The sequence below is a fragment of the Microcoleus sp. B3-D7 genome, from assembly GCF_036705305.1.
In the GTDB taxonomy this organism is placed as follows: domain Bacteria; phylum Cyanobacteriota; class Cyanobacteriia; order Cyanobacteriales; family Microcoleaceae; genus Microcoleus.
The window spans coordinates 342465-357628 of the sequence record NZ_JAUBUE010000001.1; the positions used below are offsets into that span (position 1 = coordinate 342465).

At 44.2% G+C, this 15164-nt stretch carries 17 protein-coding genes, 1 tRNA gene and 1 pseudogene; 14 read left to right on the forward strand and 5 right to left on the reverse strand.

Features of this window, described 5'->3' with window-relative positions:
• Positions 1-33: 33 nt before the first annotated feature.
• Positions 34-726, reverse strand: coding sequence for a GDSL-type esterase/lipase family protein (locus QUB25_RS01260; protein WP_333036413.1), 693 nt, complete (start codon positions 724-726; stop codon positions 34-36).
• 80 nt (positions 727-806) lie between these two features.
• On the opposite strand from QUB25_RS01260, the gene QUB25_RS01265 reads away from it, so the two are divergent.
• From QUB25_RS01265 to QUB25_RS01285, 5 genes are all read left to right on the forward strand, one after another.
• A complete protein-coding gene (locus QUB25_RS01265) occupies positions 807-1037 on the forward strand; it encodes a DNA-directed RNA polymerase subunit omega (RefSeq protein WP_015175138.1) in 231 nt (76 codons plus the stop codon).
• A 353-nt stretch (positions 1038-1390) separates the two neighbouring features.
• Positions 1391-1939 carry a hypothetical protein gene (locus QUB25_RS01270; RefSeq protein WP_333181684.1) on the forward strand — a complete coding sequence of 183 codons (549 nt, stop codon included), beginning with the start codon at positions 1391-1393 and terminating at the stop codon, positions 1937-1939.
• Positions 1940-2311: 372 nt separating this feature from the next.
• The gene (locus QUB25_RS01275; RefSeq protein ID WP_333181685.1) at positions 2312-2680 is read left to right on the forward strand and encodes a DUF1818 family protein; all 369 of its coding nucleotides are present in this window, start codon (positions 2312-2314) and stop codon (positions 2678-2680) included.
• 37 nt (positions 2681-2717) lie between these two features.
• Positions 2718-2791: transfer RNA gene (locus QUB25_RS01280), tRNA-Pro, on the forward strand.
• A 124-nt stretch (positions 2792-2915) separates the two neighbouring features.
• Positions 2916-4076, forward strand: a complete 1161-nt coding sequence (locus tag QUB25_RS01285) for a tyrosine-type recombinase/integrase (protein ID WP_333181687.1) — start codon at positions 2916-2918, stop codon at positions 4074-4076.
• A 200-nt stretch (positions 4077-4276) separates the two neighbouring features.
• Here the strand turns inward: QUB25_RS01285 and QUB25_RS29705 are convergent, their stop codons facing one another.
• From QUB25_RS29705 to QUB25_RS01300, 4 genes are read right to left on the reverse strand one after another with little or no spacing between them, the layout of a single operon-like run.
• Positions 4277-4504, reverse strand: a complete 228-nt coding sequence (locus QUB25_RS29705; protein ID WP_445251918.1) for a hypothetical protein — start codon at positions 4502-4504, stop codon at positions 4277-4279.
• Entirely contained in the window at positions 4428-7799 is a 3372-nt protein-coding gene (locus QUB25_RS01290; RefSeq protein WP_333181689.1) for a VapE domain-containing protein, read from the reverse strand. The genes QUB25_RS29705 and QUB25_RS01290 overlap by 77 nt, the downstream gene beginning before the upstream one ends.
• A complete protein-coding gene (locus QUB25_RS01295) occupies positions 7799-8203 on the reverse strand; it encodes a hypothetical protein (protein WP_333181691.1) in 405 nt (134 codons plus the stop codon). Before QUB25_RS01295 ends, QUB25_RS01290 begins: the two co-directional genes overlap by 1 nt.
• A gap of 17 nt (positions 8204-8220) precedes the next feature.
• Positions 8221-8466: a hypothetical protein gene (locus tag QUB25_RS01300; protein WP_333181693.1), complete on the reverse strand. Its 246-nt coding sequence runs from the start codon at positions 8464-8466 to the stop codon at positions 8221-8223.
• Between the two features lie 564 nt (positions 8467-9030).
• On the opposite strand from QUB25_RS01300, the gene QUB25_RS01305 reads away from it, so the two are divergent.
• From QUB25_RS01305 to QUB25_RS01345, 9 genes and pseudogenes are all read left to right on the forward strand, one after another.
• Positions 9031-9354: a helix-turn-helix transcriptional regulator gene (locus QUB25_RS01305; protein ID WP_333181695.1), complete on the forward strand. Its 324-nt coding sequence runs from the start codon at positions 9031-9033 to the stop codon at positions 9352-9354.
• A gap of 86 nt (positions 9355-9440) precedes the next feature.
• On the forward strand, positions 9441-10790 hold the full coding sequence (locus tag QUB25_RS01310; protein ID WP_333181697.1) for a hypothetical protein: 1350 nt from the start codon (positions 9441-9443) through the stop codon (positions 10788-10790).
• Between the two features lie 200 nt (positions 10791-10990).
• Positions 10991-12568, forward strand: coding sequence for an AAA family ATPase (locus QUB25_RS01315; protein WP_333181699.1), 1578 nt, complete (start codon positions 10991-10993; stop codon positions 12566-12568).
• A 118-nt stretch (positions 12569-12686) separates the two neighbouring features.
• Positions 12687-13088: pseudogene (locus QUB25_RS01320) on the forward strand (DUF6876 family protein).
• 91 nt (positions 13089-13179) lie between these two features.
• Positions 13180-13515 (forward strand): hypothetical protein, encoded by a 336-nt coding sequence (locus QUB25_RS01325; RefSeq protein WP_333181701.1) that lies wholly within the window; start codon positions 13180-13182, stop codon positions 13513-13515.
• Positions 13512-13826 carry a hypothetical protein gene (locus QUB25_RS01330; RefSeq protein ID WP_333181702.1) on the forward strand — a complete coding sequence of 105 codons (315 nt, stop codon included), beginning with the start codon at positions 13512-13514 and terminating at the stop codon, positions 13824-13826. Before QUB25_RS01325 ends, QUB25_RS01330 begins: the two co-directional genes overlap by 4 nt.
• 227 nt (positions 13827-14053) lie before the next feature.
• Positions 14054-14458, forward strand: coding sequence for a DUF6876 family protein (locus QUB25_RS01335; protein WP_333181704.1), 405 nt, complete (start codon positions 14054-14056; stop codon positions 14456-14458).
• Between the two features lie 82 nt (positions 14459-14540).
• Positions 14541-14774: a hypothetical protein gene (locus QUB25_RS01340; protein WP_333181706.1), complete on the forward strand. Its 234-nt coding sequence runs from the start codon at positions 14541-14543 to the stop codon at positions 14772-14774.
• A gap of 26 nt (positions 14775-14800) precedes the next feature.
• Positions 14801-15160 (forward strand): hypothetical protein, encoded by a 360-nt coding sequence (locus QUB25_RS01345; RefSeq protein WP_333181708.1) that lies wholly within the window; start codon positions 14801-14803, stop codon positions 15158-15160.
• Positions 15161-15164 lie beyond the last annotated feature (4 nt).

Here is a 15164-nt window from a genome sequence, read left to right on the forward strand (position 1 = left end):
CCCTGACATGAATCCTTATCTAATGACTAATGACTAATGACTAATGCTGGCGAGTGGTTCCCAACTTGTCACATCTTCAAATAAAGATTGATACCCCGCTGCATTGGGATGAAGCCCGTCTGCAATCAGACGCGATTGCCACCAATCACTGCCCCGATTTATCCATTTATCAAAAATATCTAAATAGGGAATTCCCCGCAACTCACAAGCTAATTTCGTTGCTTCTTTATACCGATATTGGTCAGCATGACTGTAATACAAACAATCTTGAAAAGGCATTTTACTTTCATCCACCGGCACCATCCCCACAAATATCACCGGACAAAGTTGTTGGGACAGGTTTAACAAATGATCCAAAACAGTTTTAAAATGTTCAAAATCAGTGTAGCTGCGCCCGGTAGGCGACTGCACTCTCGCCGAATCGTTGAGACCTACTGAAAGAATAATCGCATCCGGGACACGGTTTCTGAGCTCGCCACGGTGGCGAAACTCGTTTTCGAGTCGCTGGGAGACTTGATAGGTGCGATCGCCCCGAACCCCCAAATTGTATAAAACGTGTCCTGCACTCTCCGGTAACATCCACTGGCGTCGCAATCTTTCCACCCAGCCACCGCCTACACCGTCGCCGAAACCGTAGATTAAGCTGTCGCCGAAAGCAACCAATTTGAGGGGATGAGAATTTACCCGATGCAAGTTACCAAAGAAATAGGCTGTTGCTGCCTGCATAAGCAATGATACTCAGTTAATAAATTATGAATCTTGACATACTAAACTAGAATGTAACATTACCTAAAGTAGGGAGTCTCATGGTTAAGCGTCCAACTTTCGATTCAACTCAGCTAACCCGTCGGGCGGAAGAGTTGATTAACGGTGCATCCAACCGCTATCGGATTACGGTGCAGGTGGCGAACCGCGCAAAACGCCGTCGCTATGAAGATTTTGACAATATGGACGACCATCAAATGAAACCTGTAATGCGGGCGATATTTGAGATGTCGGACGAACTGACTCAGCCGGAAATTATCGGAGACATCTAGACTTCAGGAGTTTTGGGTTTTGAGTGGTGAATTGCCAGCAATTTTTGTCAACTCAAAACTCACAACTTTTTTAAACTAGACTTGGGCGCGCGGGACGAGAAACGCGGTTTATTCCTAGCTGCCTCGTTAAAAAACCTCTGATTGTTTTACTAATAAACCGGGTGGATGAGCGTAAATCCTAAAAGTATAAACTAGGACATCTCCTGGGGCTAAGTGTATGAAATTATTCTATTTTTCAAATTGTTGTCAAAACCGTGAATAGATTAAAGCAGGGCTTAAGTTTTCTGTTTGTTACTTTGAGTGTAGCGATTTTCACGCTTTTGAGTTGGGTCTTGGAATCCGGGGAACTGAGTATGTCCGCTTTGGAACCTTCGCTGCTGCGGAGTTCTGAGTCTGCCTCAGTGCAGCGGGTGGCTCAACAATCTGCGCCGCCGCAAGTTAGGGTGCAAGATGCGTGGAAATTGGTGTACGAAAAATTGCCGGATTTCCCGATCGAAAATAACTACATTTCTAAGGAAACAGGAAAAGTCGATCCTACCAATACTTTAGTCGGGCGGTTGATTCGATATCACGTATTTGTCAAAGGACGGCCGCCCAATTACCGCTTTGATTGGAAGTTGAGTTTAGCTGACTATTTGGGGGCAACTCCTGATTATTTGGTTGAAAGCGTTTATCCGGGAAAGGACGTTTTGCGCTCAAATCCAATGGAACAGGATCGTGCTGCTATTCAAAGGTTAAATAGAGCACAGCGAGATGCTTTGGTTCAAGCTTTGGTTGATGTTTTTACGGAGAATTCCCGGGGTGGGCGCACACCTGCGACGGGGGAAAAACCACAAGGGCGATCGAATTCCCCGGAGATACCGCAGCCGCAGCCGGGAGATGCGAAGTTGCTGGCACCTTAATACTCAGGAATGCAGAAACCGGGGTTTTTACGAAAATATTGCATCCCGGCCTTTGAAAATGGTAAAAAACCCACTTTCTTTCGTATTTATTGGTAATATCAAATCTGTGAGTATCGAAATTATTCCTATCTCTCTTCTCGACCTCTGCGTGAATCCGCGTCAATCCCTTGTCATCTGCGCTTGCTGAAATTATCTTTTTTTGACCGCAGATGAGGGCAGATAAACACAGATTAACGCAGATGAATTAGATCGATTACGGTTGCACCATCGGGAATTGTTGACAGTTGACTGGATTTGACTATTCCGATGCAACCGGAATTGATATAAGTCCTACTAATCTAAAATCCAAAATCTAAGATCTAAAATCGCTTAATGGTGGAACGTGTAATTAAAACGGGTGTTGGGTGGCGTTTGGGATGGAACCCGGAGGCCGAGGAGTTTAAGGGTTTAGTGGCTGGCGACGGTTGGGCGATCGAACTCACAGAGGCTGAGTTAAACGATTTTTGCCGATTGTTGGAGCAATTAGCCGGCACAATGAGTCACATGGCCTCTGAGTTAATGGACGAGGAAAAAATAGCAATTGAAGCCGAAAGCGACTTGCTGTGGGTGCAGGTGGAAGGCTATCCCGAAGCTTACAGCGTGCAATTGATCTTGAATGCTGGCAGGAGGTGCGAGGGTTGTTGGCCGGCGGCTGTGGTTCCGAGTTTGGTGCAGGCTGCAAAAGTTTTTAAAGTTTTTTGACTTTTTCGGGAATTCTATGCTAAGCTGTTAAAGCTGTCGGGGCGTAGCGCAGCTTGGTAGCGCACTACTTTGGGGTAGTAGGGGTCGTGGGTTCAAATCCCGCCGCTCCGATAGATGGAATCCTTATACACTAAGGATTCCATTATTTTTGGTCGATAAATCGTTCCTTTCCCATTCTCAATAAGGGGTGACAGAATATGTCATACTCAGACAAAAAGTGGGATAAAATTGGGATATGGCAAAAGGCTCTGTGAAGGTCAAGATTTTTAAGGATCGGCTTCGTTTAGTTTGGTCATGGCAAGGAAAACGATTTTGGTTGTACATCGGTCTGCCGGATACGCTCGCCAACCGTAAAGCTGCTTCGATGCAAGCCACCCAAATTGAACTCGACATGGCTAGTGGCAACTTTGACCCCTCCCTGGTAAAGTACAAGCCACAGAAACAAGAATCCATCTCTGTTTCTGACCTGTTTCACCAATTTATCGAGTACAAGCGCCGGAAAATCGAACCTGCTACTCTCGCTAAATATCTTGGACTGGAGAAACACGTGTCTGCGTTTTTCAAAAACAAAACCTGTGTTTCTGTTTCTGAAAGTGTGGCTGAGAAATTTAGAGACTGGTTGGGACAAACACAGAAACTTGAACCCGTGACGGTACGGGAAAGGATTGTGTTAATGAACGCTTGTTGGGAGTGGGGCCAAAAAAAGAAGCTGCTAGTAGAAAATCCTTGGGACGAAGTTAAGGTTTCAGTTCCACCAAAACAGCGCCCAGATCCTTTTACTTTGAAGGAAATTGAGTCGATCGTTCAGAAATTTCGTTTTTCCCCAAATTTGAAACACTTCCTTAACTATGTGGAATTTAAATTTGGGACAGGACTCCGCACTGGGGAAGCAGCGGCCTTGCGATGGCGGCACTGTTCGAGTGAGTGCGATCGGATTTGGCTCGGAGAAACTCTCAAAAATGGCAAGCGCAAAGCTGCCAAGCGGAATAAAGACCGCACGGTGCCGCTAACTCCCCGTTTGCAACAACTACTGCTCGATCGCCGACCTGAAAATTGGCAGCCGGATGATCCAATTTTTACCAGTGTCGAAGGATGCGCGATCGATGCTAAAAATTTTTGCAACCGCTACTGGAAACCTGCACTAGCAGAATTAGGAATTGATTATCGCAAACCTTACAACACCCGGCATACTTTGATTTCGCATGGTTTGGAAGCTGGCATGAACCCAGTGGCGCTCGCTGCCCTCACCGGCCATGATGTCCGCACTCTTTACGAAAATTATGCCGGACTCGTTAACCCAGCACGGCTACCCGATTTGCTCCCTGTTTTGTCCCCTGTTTCCGACCTGGTTTTAGAGGCTGATTCTCCGGTCGATCGCTCAGATACCTCTCCATAAATCTTTGATGGTCTGGATGGCTTATATCCCCATTGCAACTTATTAATTGATCCAAAAGAACAGAATTATAGAGAACTTTCCCGCTCGGATTGCGCCCCCAGTGAATCCCTTCTAATAGTTTGTTTTGTTGTCTGTACCGCATCAGGGTTCGAGCGCTACAATTGAGGATTTTACCAGCAGTTTTTGCATCACAAAAGTTGTTAACGTTCACTTGGTTTAACTCCTAATAACCCTTTGATTACATTGTCTTTAATCATGTTTTGACGCATCATTTCAGTAAGCAAAATGTGCGATTCGACTGCTGAAAGCTCTTTAACTTCGTCACTGAAAACTTTCAACCGAAAATCCTGTTCAGTGGTTATTTTGATCAACTCTTTGTCCATTTTTAGCCTCAATAATTCCACTGATTCTTTCTTTGACAATTTCATCCTGAGTATTTAGCCAGCAGTCGATCGCCTCTTGGCTATATTTAGTCCCCGGTGCCTTCCACGCATAGAGTTGACTAATCAGACTTTGCATTTGCTCAGGATAAAATTTATCCCACCAAATCAAGGCAATCTCACGCATCGAATCCGCGTCAATTTGTTCGATTTGTTCGATTGGTGGTGGTGGCTCACCCACAACATCAGCCCGGGTGTCAGTCGGCGCGTCAGTCACGGGCTGCGGTTGGTTCAGTTCAGCCGATTCTGTGGTTATGACTTGGCCGCTCTGTTCTATGGGTTCTGTGGGTTCTATGGGTTGTGTGGGTGTAGTTGGTGAGGTCGATTGTCCAAGCAAAGCAGTGAAAGCGACTTTTTGGGCTTCCGTCAGCGCATCCCAGACTTTTTGGCGCTCGGCAGCCCCTTTGCCACAAACATCTCTGAGAATGACTTGGATCTCTGTGGCAAATTGAGAATCATTTTCGGCGATCGCAAACCTAATGAAATCGATCAGCTCTGCCTCTTCTTTTTCCTGTGCCTCTGCTTGTGCCTCTGCTTCTGTTTTTTGTTGATCAACTTGGGAATTTTCCGGTTGATCAGTCTGAAATCCTTGCTGTGTATGGGTCGGATGGGTGCGATCGACCTGTTCAAGTTTCTCTCCCAAACTATCGGATTTTTCATCAGGGGAGTCAGCGTTGATAGTCCCTGCTGTCTGTGTTGGGCCAAAAATATCTTTTTTTGGTGTTAAGGGTAGTTCATGTTGATCCACTTGTTGAGTCTGATTCTCCAGCTCTTGCTGTGATTGGATTTGAGCTTGCACAACTTCAGCGCCATCCTCATGATCAACCCCCCTTTTTTCAGTGTTTGTTGTTGTTCCCGACTCAGAATCAGGTTCTGTCTCAGGTTCTGGAGCGGGTTTTGGATCGGGTTCTGGAGCGGGTTCTGGTTTGCACCAAACTCGGCAGCGCTTGCCACCCACTGTACGGAAATTTTTCTGCCAGCCCAAAAGTTTGAGGATGCTGGCGACTCTCATCTGGTGCGATCGCTCTTGCCGGCTCAAATCCACTTGAAGATGATTGAGCAGATCGCCCATGAGTAACCATTCCCGATATTCGGTGTAATTGGTGATGGTATCCATCCAAGGATCGGAAGTCTGAAATTCTCCAGCTATAGTTTCTGCCTTTTCTTCATCCTCATAATCCAGCCACCATTGCTCCCCAGATTTATAGGCGACCACTGCTGCTGCCCAAATTGCATCCCGCTCTTGCCTGAGCAATTTGGTATTGATCCGTTTCTTCACCGGGATTATCCAAAATCGCCGGTTCCCGGTTTCGTCCGATAAAAACTCATCTTTGTTTGTGGTCGCCACGATGATGCTGGCTCTGGCAAAATCCTGTGTGTCGCGACAGTACGGGGGTCTGACGGCATCGATCGAACTTGAGAGAAAAGCTTTGGTCTGCGAAACATCGCGCCGTTTAAAAATCGATTCCAATTCAGACCATTCAATGAACCAACTCCGATGAAGTTTCAGCCGTTCATCTTTGTCGCTGACAGCACCGAGGGAATCATCAAAATAATCACCAGCAAGGATTTTGAAAAATGTGGATTTTTTAAAGCCTTGCTTACCTTGCAGGATGAGCGCTGTGTCTAATTTGCAGCCGGGAGATAGCGCACGGGCAACGGCGCCGATCAAGCTTTTTCGGACAAAAGTTTGATAAATGGGTTCAGAAACACCGAAGTATCTTTGAGCCAGGGTATCCAAAATTGAAGTATTCTCCGGTGGTGGTAGCCCATTTAGATAATCTTCTATTGGCGAATACTGATTCTCTTCAGCTATTTCTGTGAGGATATCTTGGATGTCTTCTTTTGAGGATTTTACAAGGATGGAATGCCTGGTTGCGAGTTGAATCTTTGCCCGATCGAGCGAGACAGGTTTCCCATCAATTTCAATTCGCTTACTCAGTTTATTCAACCGAATTCGTTTGCCAAAATGTCTGGCTAGTTTCTTATAATCCTGGATCAATTTGTCATTTGAACTCAAAATATTAAAGTCAGATTTTGACTTAGCTTCTGACTCAACTTCTGACTCAACTTCTGATTCAGATTCAGATAATGATGGATACTGAGCTTTTAAAAAACGCCAGTATTCACCTTTGATGCAGTTTTCGACACCGTTCGGGAGATATTTGGAGATACTGGCGATCGGGTTCGACTTAACTGCATAACTCCAGATTTGCTCCCATTCTTCCTCATCCCAGCCACCGCCGGGGGAACAACGCCGACAAGCATCCAGAAACAGGGTGTAGGCATCCTCATTAGTTATTTGTCCGAGTCGAGTGAACTCTGCCTGAACTCCAAGCAAATCCCGTGCCAGTGTCGCCATTGACGTATTGCGGAGATTTGTTACCCCATTCAAAAATTCTTTGTTGGGTTTTGCTAAAGCGCACTGTAGGGAAATTGGTATTGGTACAGGAACAGTGAGGTCTTTGTATTTAGGTAAATCTGTCGGTTCCAAAAGTGTAGCTGTAGCAGTACCCGTCGTAGTATTTGCAATGGCAGTAGCAGTAGCAGTAGTAGCCAAGGGAGAGGATGCGGAAGTAAGAGCAATTTTTGCTTGTTCCTCAAGTTCAAGTTTAAGTGCAAGTTCAAGTTCTCGTCTTCGTTGTTGTTGTTCTTCTTCTTTCCTTCGTAGTATTTCTTGGTATCGGGGGAGAAGCCAATCGCGCAAATCACTGTAGCTGTATCGGATGCCGGACTCTGCAACAATTTCTGATTTGATGGGTTCGCGATCGGGTTTGACGTGCCACGCACCGGCCAAGCGAAAAACACGGCTAGGATTTTTGTTACTTTGATCAGCATCCATGATTTCGATCAGCATCACTTGCAGTTCACGCCACTGTTCGGGATCGATCGGCTCCTCGAACAACCAGTACGGCTGCATCGACTTGTCACCGCTGTAGATGGTGAAGGTCGGCTCAACAAACCCAACTTCGCTCCATTTTTCAAATTGTTCAGCTAATGGGATATCGTCCCACTCACAAAATATGGCACAGCACTGTTTGATGTCAGCATCTGAGTGTCCCCTACCACCAGCGCCATTGACCACGACATAAACACCGCGGCCGTCTGCCTGATAATTTTCTATTTTTTCCCAGTCCAGACCATTTTCTTTGCGCCCTTTATCTTTTTTCTTACGTTTGTCTTCGCTGTGATAGAAAAATCTCAAGTAGGCTTGACCTGGTTGATATCCGAGGTAATTGAGATGTTTCTCAACCAGTTGACGATCGATATTGATATTGTTCATTAGTTTGGCACTCCCGATTTAATTCCTGTTCTTGATTTCTCCGACTTGTCTGACTTGTCTAACTTGTCAGACTTCTTGGATTTGTCAGACTTCTTGGATTTATCAGATTTGTCAGATTTCTCAGATTTCTGTGATTTTTTAACTCCAGATTCATTGAAGGAGTTCATGAGAGTTTGCCATTTATAGCGCAACCGCTTAATTTTTGAGTTAAGCCGCTCCCGTTCTATTTCCAAATCCACTATTGTTTGTTCCAACCTAGTTATCTTGCCTTTATCGGCTGGATTTTCTGAATTATTGACAAGTTCAGCTTCGCATTCACAACACAAACCATCTTTCGTCAAACGACCAAAGCGACGTTTGCCGTCTTTATGGTAATTAGTTCGGCACCATCCGTTTTGTGTCATATCCAGAAACCTGAATTTTAGTTTTCTGTGTTTTCTTGTTCCAAATTTTGAGAAAAATAAAAAATCAAAGCTGCCTCCACCAAAGACCCTACAGGAATTCTTCGGTTGGCAGCAAACAGACGAACTTTCCTATCGATTTCTTCGGAAAGCGTTAGGGTACGTTTGGTTTTTTTGACTTTTTCAACCAAATTTACTTTCTGGACTTTTTCAACCAACTTTACTTCTTCGAGCAAAACTATTGAGCTTAAAGAATCGGTCATCATAAAACCTCCGTAAGTGTGAAGTTTGAGGGCTGCGTTCACGGCAAAATAATGGAATTTGAAATCCCTTACAGTGCGGTGTGGTTGCCCCTGCATTGTGAAATATGTAAAGCTCGTGAAAGAGTAATGTAGCTTTGCCCATATATGGCGAGCTTGCGCCGGTTAAAGCAATGTAAAGCGTGAACTAAGAACTGTTTCAACGTCAGTAACAGGCAAAGAACACCGCGTAGCATTTCAGGGTGTGGTGCGTCAAAAAACCTAGTCAGTTAAAACTTGGCTGGTCAGAACCAGAACGGCTTACTTGACTTTTCTTGCAACCCTTATGCCTTTAGGTAGGCTGAGGTTCCTGACGACCCAAAAACGTAGTCAAAGTCAATAAACGCTTAGGCTGGCAACAAAGCTTGAGTTTGCTTATTGAAACCCCCGTGTCTTTAGACCGGATTCTTGGTAAGTCACTTGCCATCTGTATTTACCACTATACCTTATTTACCACAAATGGAAAGCACAGAATACCTCAATTTTTGTATGTTAGAGGCCCAACACTGTCAAAATCACCAGAAACACCGGATGGACGTACAGGCCAGGGAAAAATTTGCTGAAATAATCTCCCAAATGCGTGGAGAGAGGTCGTATCGATCATTTGCTAAGTTCCTTGGGGTATCGCACCCCACAATCAAAGCTTGGGAAAATTTGGAGGGAATTCCAGATAAAGAAAGTTTAGAGCGTGTAGCTAGGCTCCGGGGTGAATCTCTTGAAGACTTTCAAGAATTTCTAGAGGGAAGTAGACAACCAAGCAAATTACAAAATCTTGTACAGCAAGTTCGTACCATTCCAGATGATGAGCTTGCCATTATCTTGCGCGCCATTGCCGATCGCATTGAAAATTCTTAATAACGCTTAATAACATATTTACCATTAATGGTAAATATGTTATATTTGGTAAATAGCTTTCCACAAGTGTTTACCACTGTTTACCAATGGGAAAATTACCGACAACGTTTACAAGCCTTGATTTAACTGGGTTTGAGTTGGATCGCGCGACTCAGTACACAGGAATCAACCGAGAAATGGTGGATTTTGCCTGTGCTGTGCTGCAAAAAAATCGTGTAGGGATAGTAGTCCGCTCGGTTAACGCAGCCCTCAAAGAAATCTACGGCATAGGGGGCAGCACCGATGTCATCTGCAAATTGGTTAGAGAATGGCGGACAGAAAATCTGTCGCTGATGAGACAAGGAAAATCTGAGAAGGATTTAGCAAGCGCATTGCTAGAGGCAGCAGATGATGGTTTGATTGATGAATCAGAAGTTCCTGAAGAATTTCTAGCAGTGGCTAGACAAATGGCACTAGCAACCTATCGCCTCGCATTTCAGAAAGCGGATACAAGTGTGAGTGGCGATCGAATGAAATCCTTGGCTGCTGAGAATGAAATTCTTCGGCAACAACTCAAGGATTTCCCTCAGAATCAGCTTGAGTTGAACTTTTACAAGTCAGAGTACGAACGCCAACGCCTAGAACTCAGGGAAGCGTACATGAATCTGAACAAGCAAAAGTTGACAGACTCTGAAGAATTTCGTCAACAATTGGATTCCTTACAAGCCGATCGCAACGAATTACAAGCAAAACTTACAGTCGCTGACAAACGGTTGGCAGAAGTCGCTGAAATGGAAACAGCTTCTCGCGATCGACTCTCTGAAATTTCACAACTCACAGGAAGAATCGAAGCACGGGAACGTGAAGTTTCTAACCTTCATTCCCAAATTCAAACTCTCCAAGCACAAGCAGGCGAGAAACAAGTCCTGGAAGCTCAACTAGAACAACTTCGACTGCAACTCAAAGAAGCTTCGAGCACAATCACTAACCTGCAAAGTCAACAGAAAGTTAGTGGCGCTTTACAAGTCGATCGAGTTTTAGATGATTCAGATGATGAGTTGGTCACTGATGCTCAGCTCATGGTGGAAAATGAAACACTCCATGCTGATTTGTCTGAAGCTCTCAGAGAAATTGAAATCTTGAAAGCGGCTCTTGCTAAAACTCAAGTCGCTCAATCTGAATCTCAAGCTGAATTACTTCCTGAAATACTTCCAGAACTCCTCCCTGAAACAGTCTCAGACTTGGTTGACCCTCTTTTACAACCCGTTAACTCTGATTCGGAGTCTGATTCTGAGTCTGATTCTGAGTCTGATTCGGAGTCTGATTCGGAGTCTGATTCGGAGTCTGACTCTGGCTTTGACTCTGACCCTGTTAACTCTGAGTCTGTTGAACCTCCAGCTAAACCTGTTGAACCTGTTTCCAGAAACAAAAAGCAAAAAGTTGTTGTGGCTAAATGAGTAACAGAAACAGAAACAGAAACAGAAACGAACAGCTCATTAACAGTTGCTGTTACTGTTACTGAGCTTAGAAGGGAGAATGAATATTGCTAGAGGTCTAATCATCTTGGGTGGATGCTCAAGGCTTGTAGCAAAATGGTGACTCAAAAGCTCGATTGCTGGGTAGAGAGTAATTAGCAATTGATAATTGGATTAAAGACATGATAGATCAAAAGAAAGAAATTCAGCTAATGTTATTGGCTAGATTTCCTTTGCTGTGGCTAGTGAGCCCGGAAGAAGAACCAGCAGAAGAAATCTTGTGCCAAGTGGTCACAGGGGTAGAGGGACAAATCTATTTCTGGGACTTTGCACGTGGCTGGACAGATAATGCCACGGGCAAGGGAAATCCGATGCAAGCCTTGGAGCGGATCAGTAAAGCACCGGCAATGGAACAGGTAACAGTGTTTGTCATGAAGGATTTAGGCAGTCTGATTGCCCCCGGTGCCAACGGACAGATAGCAATGAACCAACTAGCGATCGTCCGCGAACTGAAAAACCTCGCAAAACAACTAGCCCGTGACCGTCGCTGCCTCGTCATCCTCTCCGACCAACTCAGAATTCCCCAGGAACTCTCTCAAGAGACGACGGTGGTGGATATCTCTTTACCAGGCATCGAGGAGATATCGAACTTGCTCACTCGATTGGTTCCACCCGCCGATCTCAAACTCAATACTGAACAACGGCAGCAGTTTATCAAAGCTTGCCAGGGGTTGACGCGGTGCCGGATATCTCGTGTTCTGGCAAAATGTTTGGCTCGTTGTAAACGAGGCAAAGTCGATAGTGCGGCACTCCCTATGATCATTGAGGAGAAACGCCAAACCATCCGCGAGACGGGCATTCTCGAATTTATCCCGCTTGAATCAGGTCTAGAAGTCGTTGGCGGGCTCGAAATTCTCAAACAGTGGGTCAAATCGAGATCGCGCTCCTTCACTGACCAAGCTCGTGAATATGGTTTACCAAACCCCAAAGGTGTCTTACTCGCCGGCATTCAGGGCACTGGTAAATCGCTACTTGCCAAGACGATCGCTTCGGAATGGAAACTCCCCCTGCTGCGCCTCGATGTCGGTCGCGTGTTCGGCAGCATGGTAGGTGAAAGTGAGAATCGCATCCGACAGGTGATTAAGCTGGTTGAGGCGATCGCACCCTGCATTTTATTCATTGATGAAATTGATAAAGCCTTCGCCAACATCACGTCTGGTATGGATGGCGACTCTGGCACTTCCCAGCGGGTGTTTGGCGCGCTCCTTACCTGGATGCAAGAAAAAACCGCACCGGTATTCGTCGTCATGACCGCCAACCGCGCCGAAGTTCTCCCAGCCGAGTTGATTCGTAAAGGCCGCATTGATGAAGTGTTTTGGGTAGATCTGCCCAACCTCACAGAGCGGGAGGCAATTTTTCGAGTTCACCTCACCCGCGTCCGGCCCAATCGAGTCAAGTCAGGCGATTTCGATTTGAAGCTGCTGGCAGAACGATCGAAAAATTTCTCTGGTGCTGAGATTGAGCAAGTTGTCTACGATGCGATGCAAAACTCGTTCAGCGCCGGGGTTGAATTCGGTCAGCAGGATTTACTCGTTTCGATCGCCGGCTGTGTTCCTCTGGCACAAATAGCCGAGGCGCAAATTGATGAACTAAAAACTTGGGCAATTCGATCGGGTGCTAAATCCGCCAGCATCCCTGATGTTCAAATGCAATCCAATTCATATTCTCGTCTTTCCCCTCTTCAAGTTGATGAAAATTAATCATTTGATTCCTCTAGCTTTTTTTAAAGTAGAGAAATAAGCGAGAAAGTCAGGACAAATTCAAGTAATGCTTCGCTGTGTGGGGGTGATGTTTTGAATTTGGAATCAGATGGCAAAGATGACGGATGCCGAAACCCTCTTGCAAAATCTAAAACACTTTTGTGGGACGGAGCAATATTATAAACATTTTCTCGGAATTCGCTACACCGATGGAGTCAAATACTTGGTTGAGAATGCTCAATGCTTTTGGTTGATTGATGCGATTGCCTCCCATCAGCCAAGAGTTAACAGAATTCACAGACTAACAGAGTTTCAACTTTGGTTCCTTCATGTGGGAGATGCACATGAATTCATCAAGCCCACAGGACGCAATGCAGCGGTGTTGACTTGTTAGGAAGATACACCCGCTACTGAAACCAAACCTGTAGTTATTCAACAGATACCGTTTACCGATTTTCCCTTGCCAGAAATCAAGCTTTATCTACAAGAGAAAATACTTCTGTTGCCAGACGAAAATTAAGCCTTAAAAGCCTGTCCAGTTTTCCTACACTGGATACTGGCTCGACAACAGACGTTCGCACTACATCACTTACACAAATCAGGAGCATCAAATGACTTTTGACACAGAAACAGTCGAAGACCCTACAAGAGAGGAACAACTTCGATCGCTCCAAGCACAAGTTAATGGAATCTTTGCAGAAGCAATCAATAACAAAACAACGCTAGAGGTTTTTGCAGTTCAAATTTGGGTAAATGCAGTGCAAGAGAAAGCACCTTATGTGGCGATCGCCTCGCGGATGATTAATCTGGCTACAGGTTTGATTGAAGACGACAACCTGGCATTTCTCCGGTTCCTGGCTAAAGAAACACTTGCACAAAATGTTGCAAAAAGTCAGTGGGCGGTACAGTTAATTTATAACGGTTTAGTCATCAACAACAACCTATGAACCTAGAAAATTTTGTTCACCCTTTATCAATCACTGAAATAATTGATACGGAGCAAGGTAAAAAAGAAGTTATCAACTCTTGGGCTTTTGCTTCAACAATTTGGTCAGAAGTTCTCAAAGGCAATTCTAGGGCTTTAAACATTGCTCAGCCACTGTTTACTGATTCTAGTCAGATTCCTTTACTGATTATTCGTTCCAAACAGGGAGATGAAACAGCCGTGAGGGAGGCGATCGCCGTGATTGCGCTGGCAATTGAAGATCAATTAACAGAGGCATTTGAAAATGAGTCAGAAAATAAGTCAGGAAAATGAGTGCAAAATTTGTGGTGGTCAACTACTATTTCTTGGAAAGTTAGGACTTTTAAAACATTTCCAGTGCAGAAACTGCGGGATGAGTTTGAGTAAAAGTCCTAAAGTAATTCGAGATAGTTTCGATAGAATTATTTCTATTAAATACTAGAATCTGTCAAATGCTAGAAGCGAATCATGCAGTGCTTCGCTGTAGAGGAGTGATGTTTTGTTTTTGAATTAATCAACCCATGTTAGATGCACAACAACTCCAAATAGGTCTACAACATTGCACCGGAACTACTCAATATTTCAAGCATTCATTGACTAAGTTGCAATACACTGAGGGAATTCAGTATTTAGCAGAAAATGCTGAGAGTTATTGGTTGATAGATGCGATCGCCTCCTATCAACATCAATTAGGAAAAAAAGAAAATCTGAAACAATTTCAAGTTTGGTTACTAATTGTTGGAGATGACCATAAAATTATCAAGTCAGCCGTCAATCATGATGCAGTTTTGACCTGTTGGGAAGACACACCAAAAACTGGTGATAAACCAGTAATTCGTCAAGATATTCCCTTTACCGATTTCCCTTTGCCAGAAATGAAACTGTACGTTAAGGATTCAATTCTCATGTTACCTAGCGAGAATTAACCTTTGATTTACTTCATTGCGCTTCAATAGTGCAATGAAGTAATGCTCTGCTTTGTGATGTTAGTAGGTGGAATTTGGGGAAATGAAACACGTAGCTATTCTGAACATAATTAACGAAAACATAAATGAGGAGTCGAAACCTCACAAATCGATCGTCATTGAAGAACCGCCGATGGTATTGACCTGGCGGGGAATGTTTTTCCTATTTACTCGAAAAGTAGCTGAAAACTCTTGCACCAAATACTTTTACCAAGAAGTGTATGGCTGTTCTTTAGCTGCAATTTCTACACCGGAAATTGTTGATGACCAAATCTAATCACTAAAACTACTTAGGAAAAACCAATGAATAATGAATCGGAATTGCCACTAATTGAGCAATTGCAACTAATTGACTCATTGCAACTTGAAAATCTTCACAATCAAATCAGTTTAGTCTTTGAAGAAGCTATCCAAAATCAATGGAATCTCCAACAGTTTGCTATCAAAATATTAGCGAATTGTGCAGCACGTAAACCTGTTTATGTTTTGATTACTTCAATGCTGATACAGAAGGCAACCAATCTCGCTGGAACAGAAAATTATGCTCTAGTTGAACATTTGATTAATGTGGTACATCAAAACAATTCTCAAGAAATTAGAAAGGGAGTTCAAATCATAACCCAAGGGTTAGCAATTAACGAACTCAAAACCAATCACAATTAGAGTA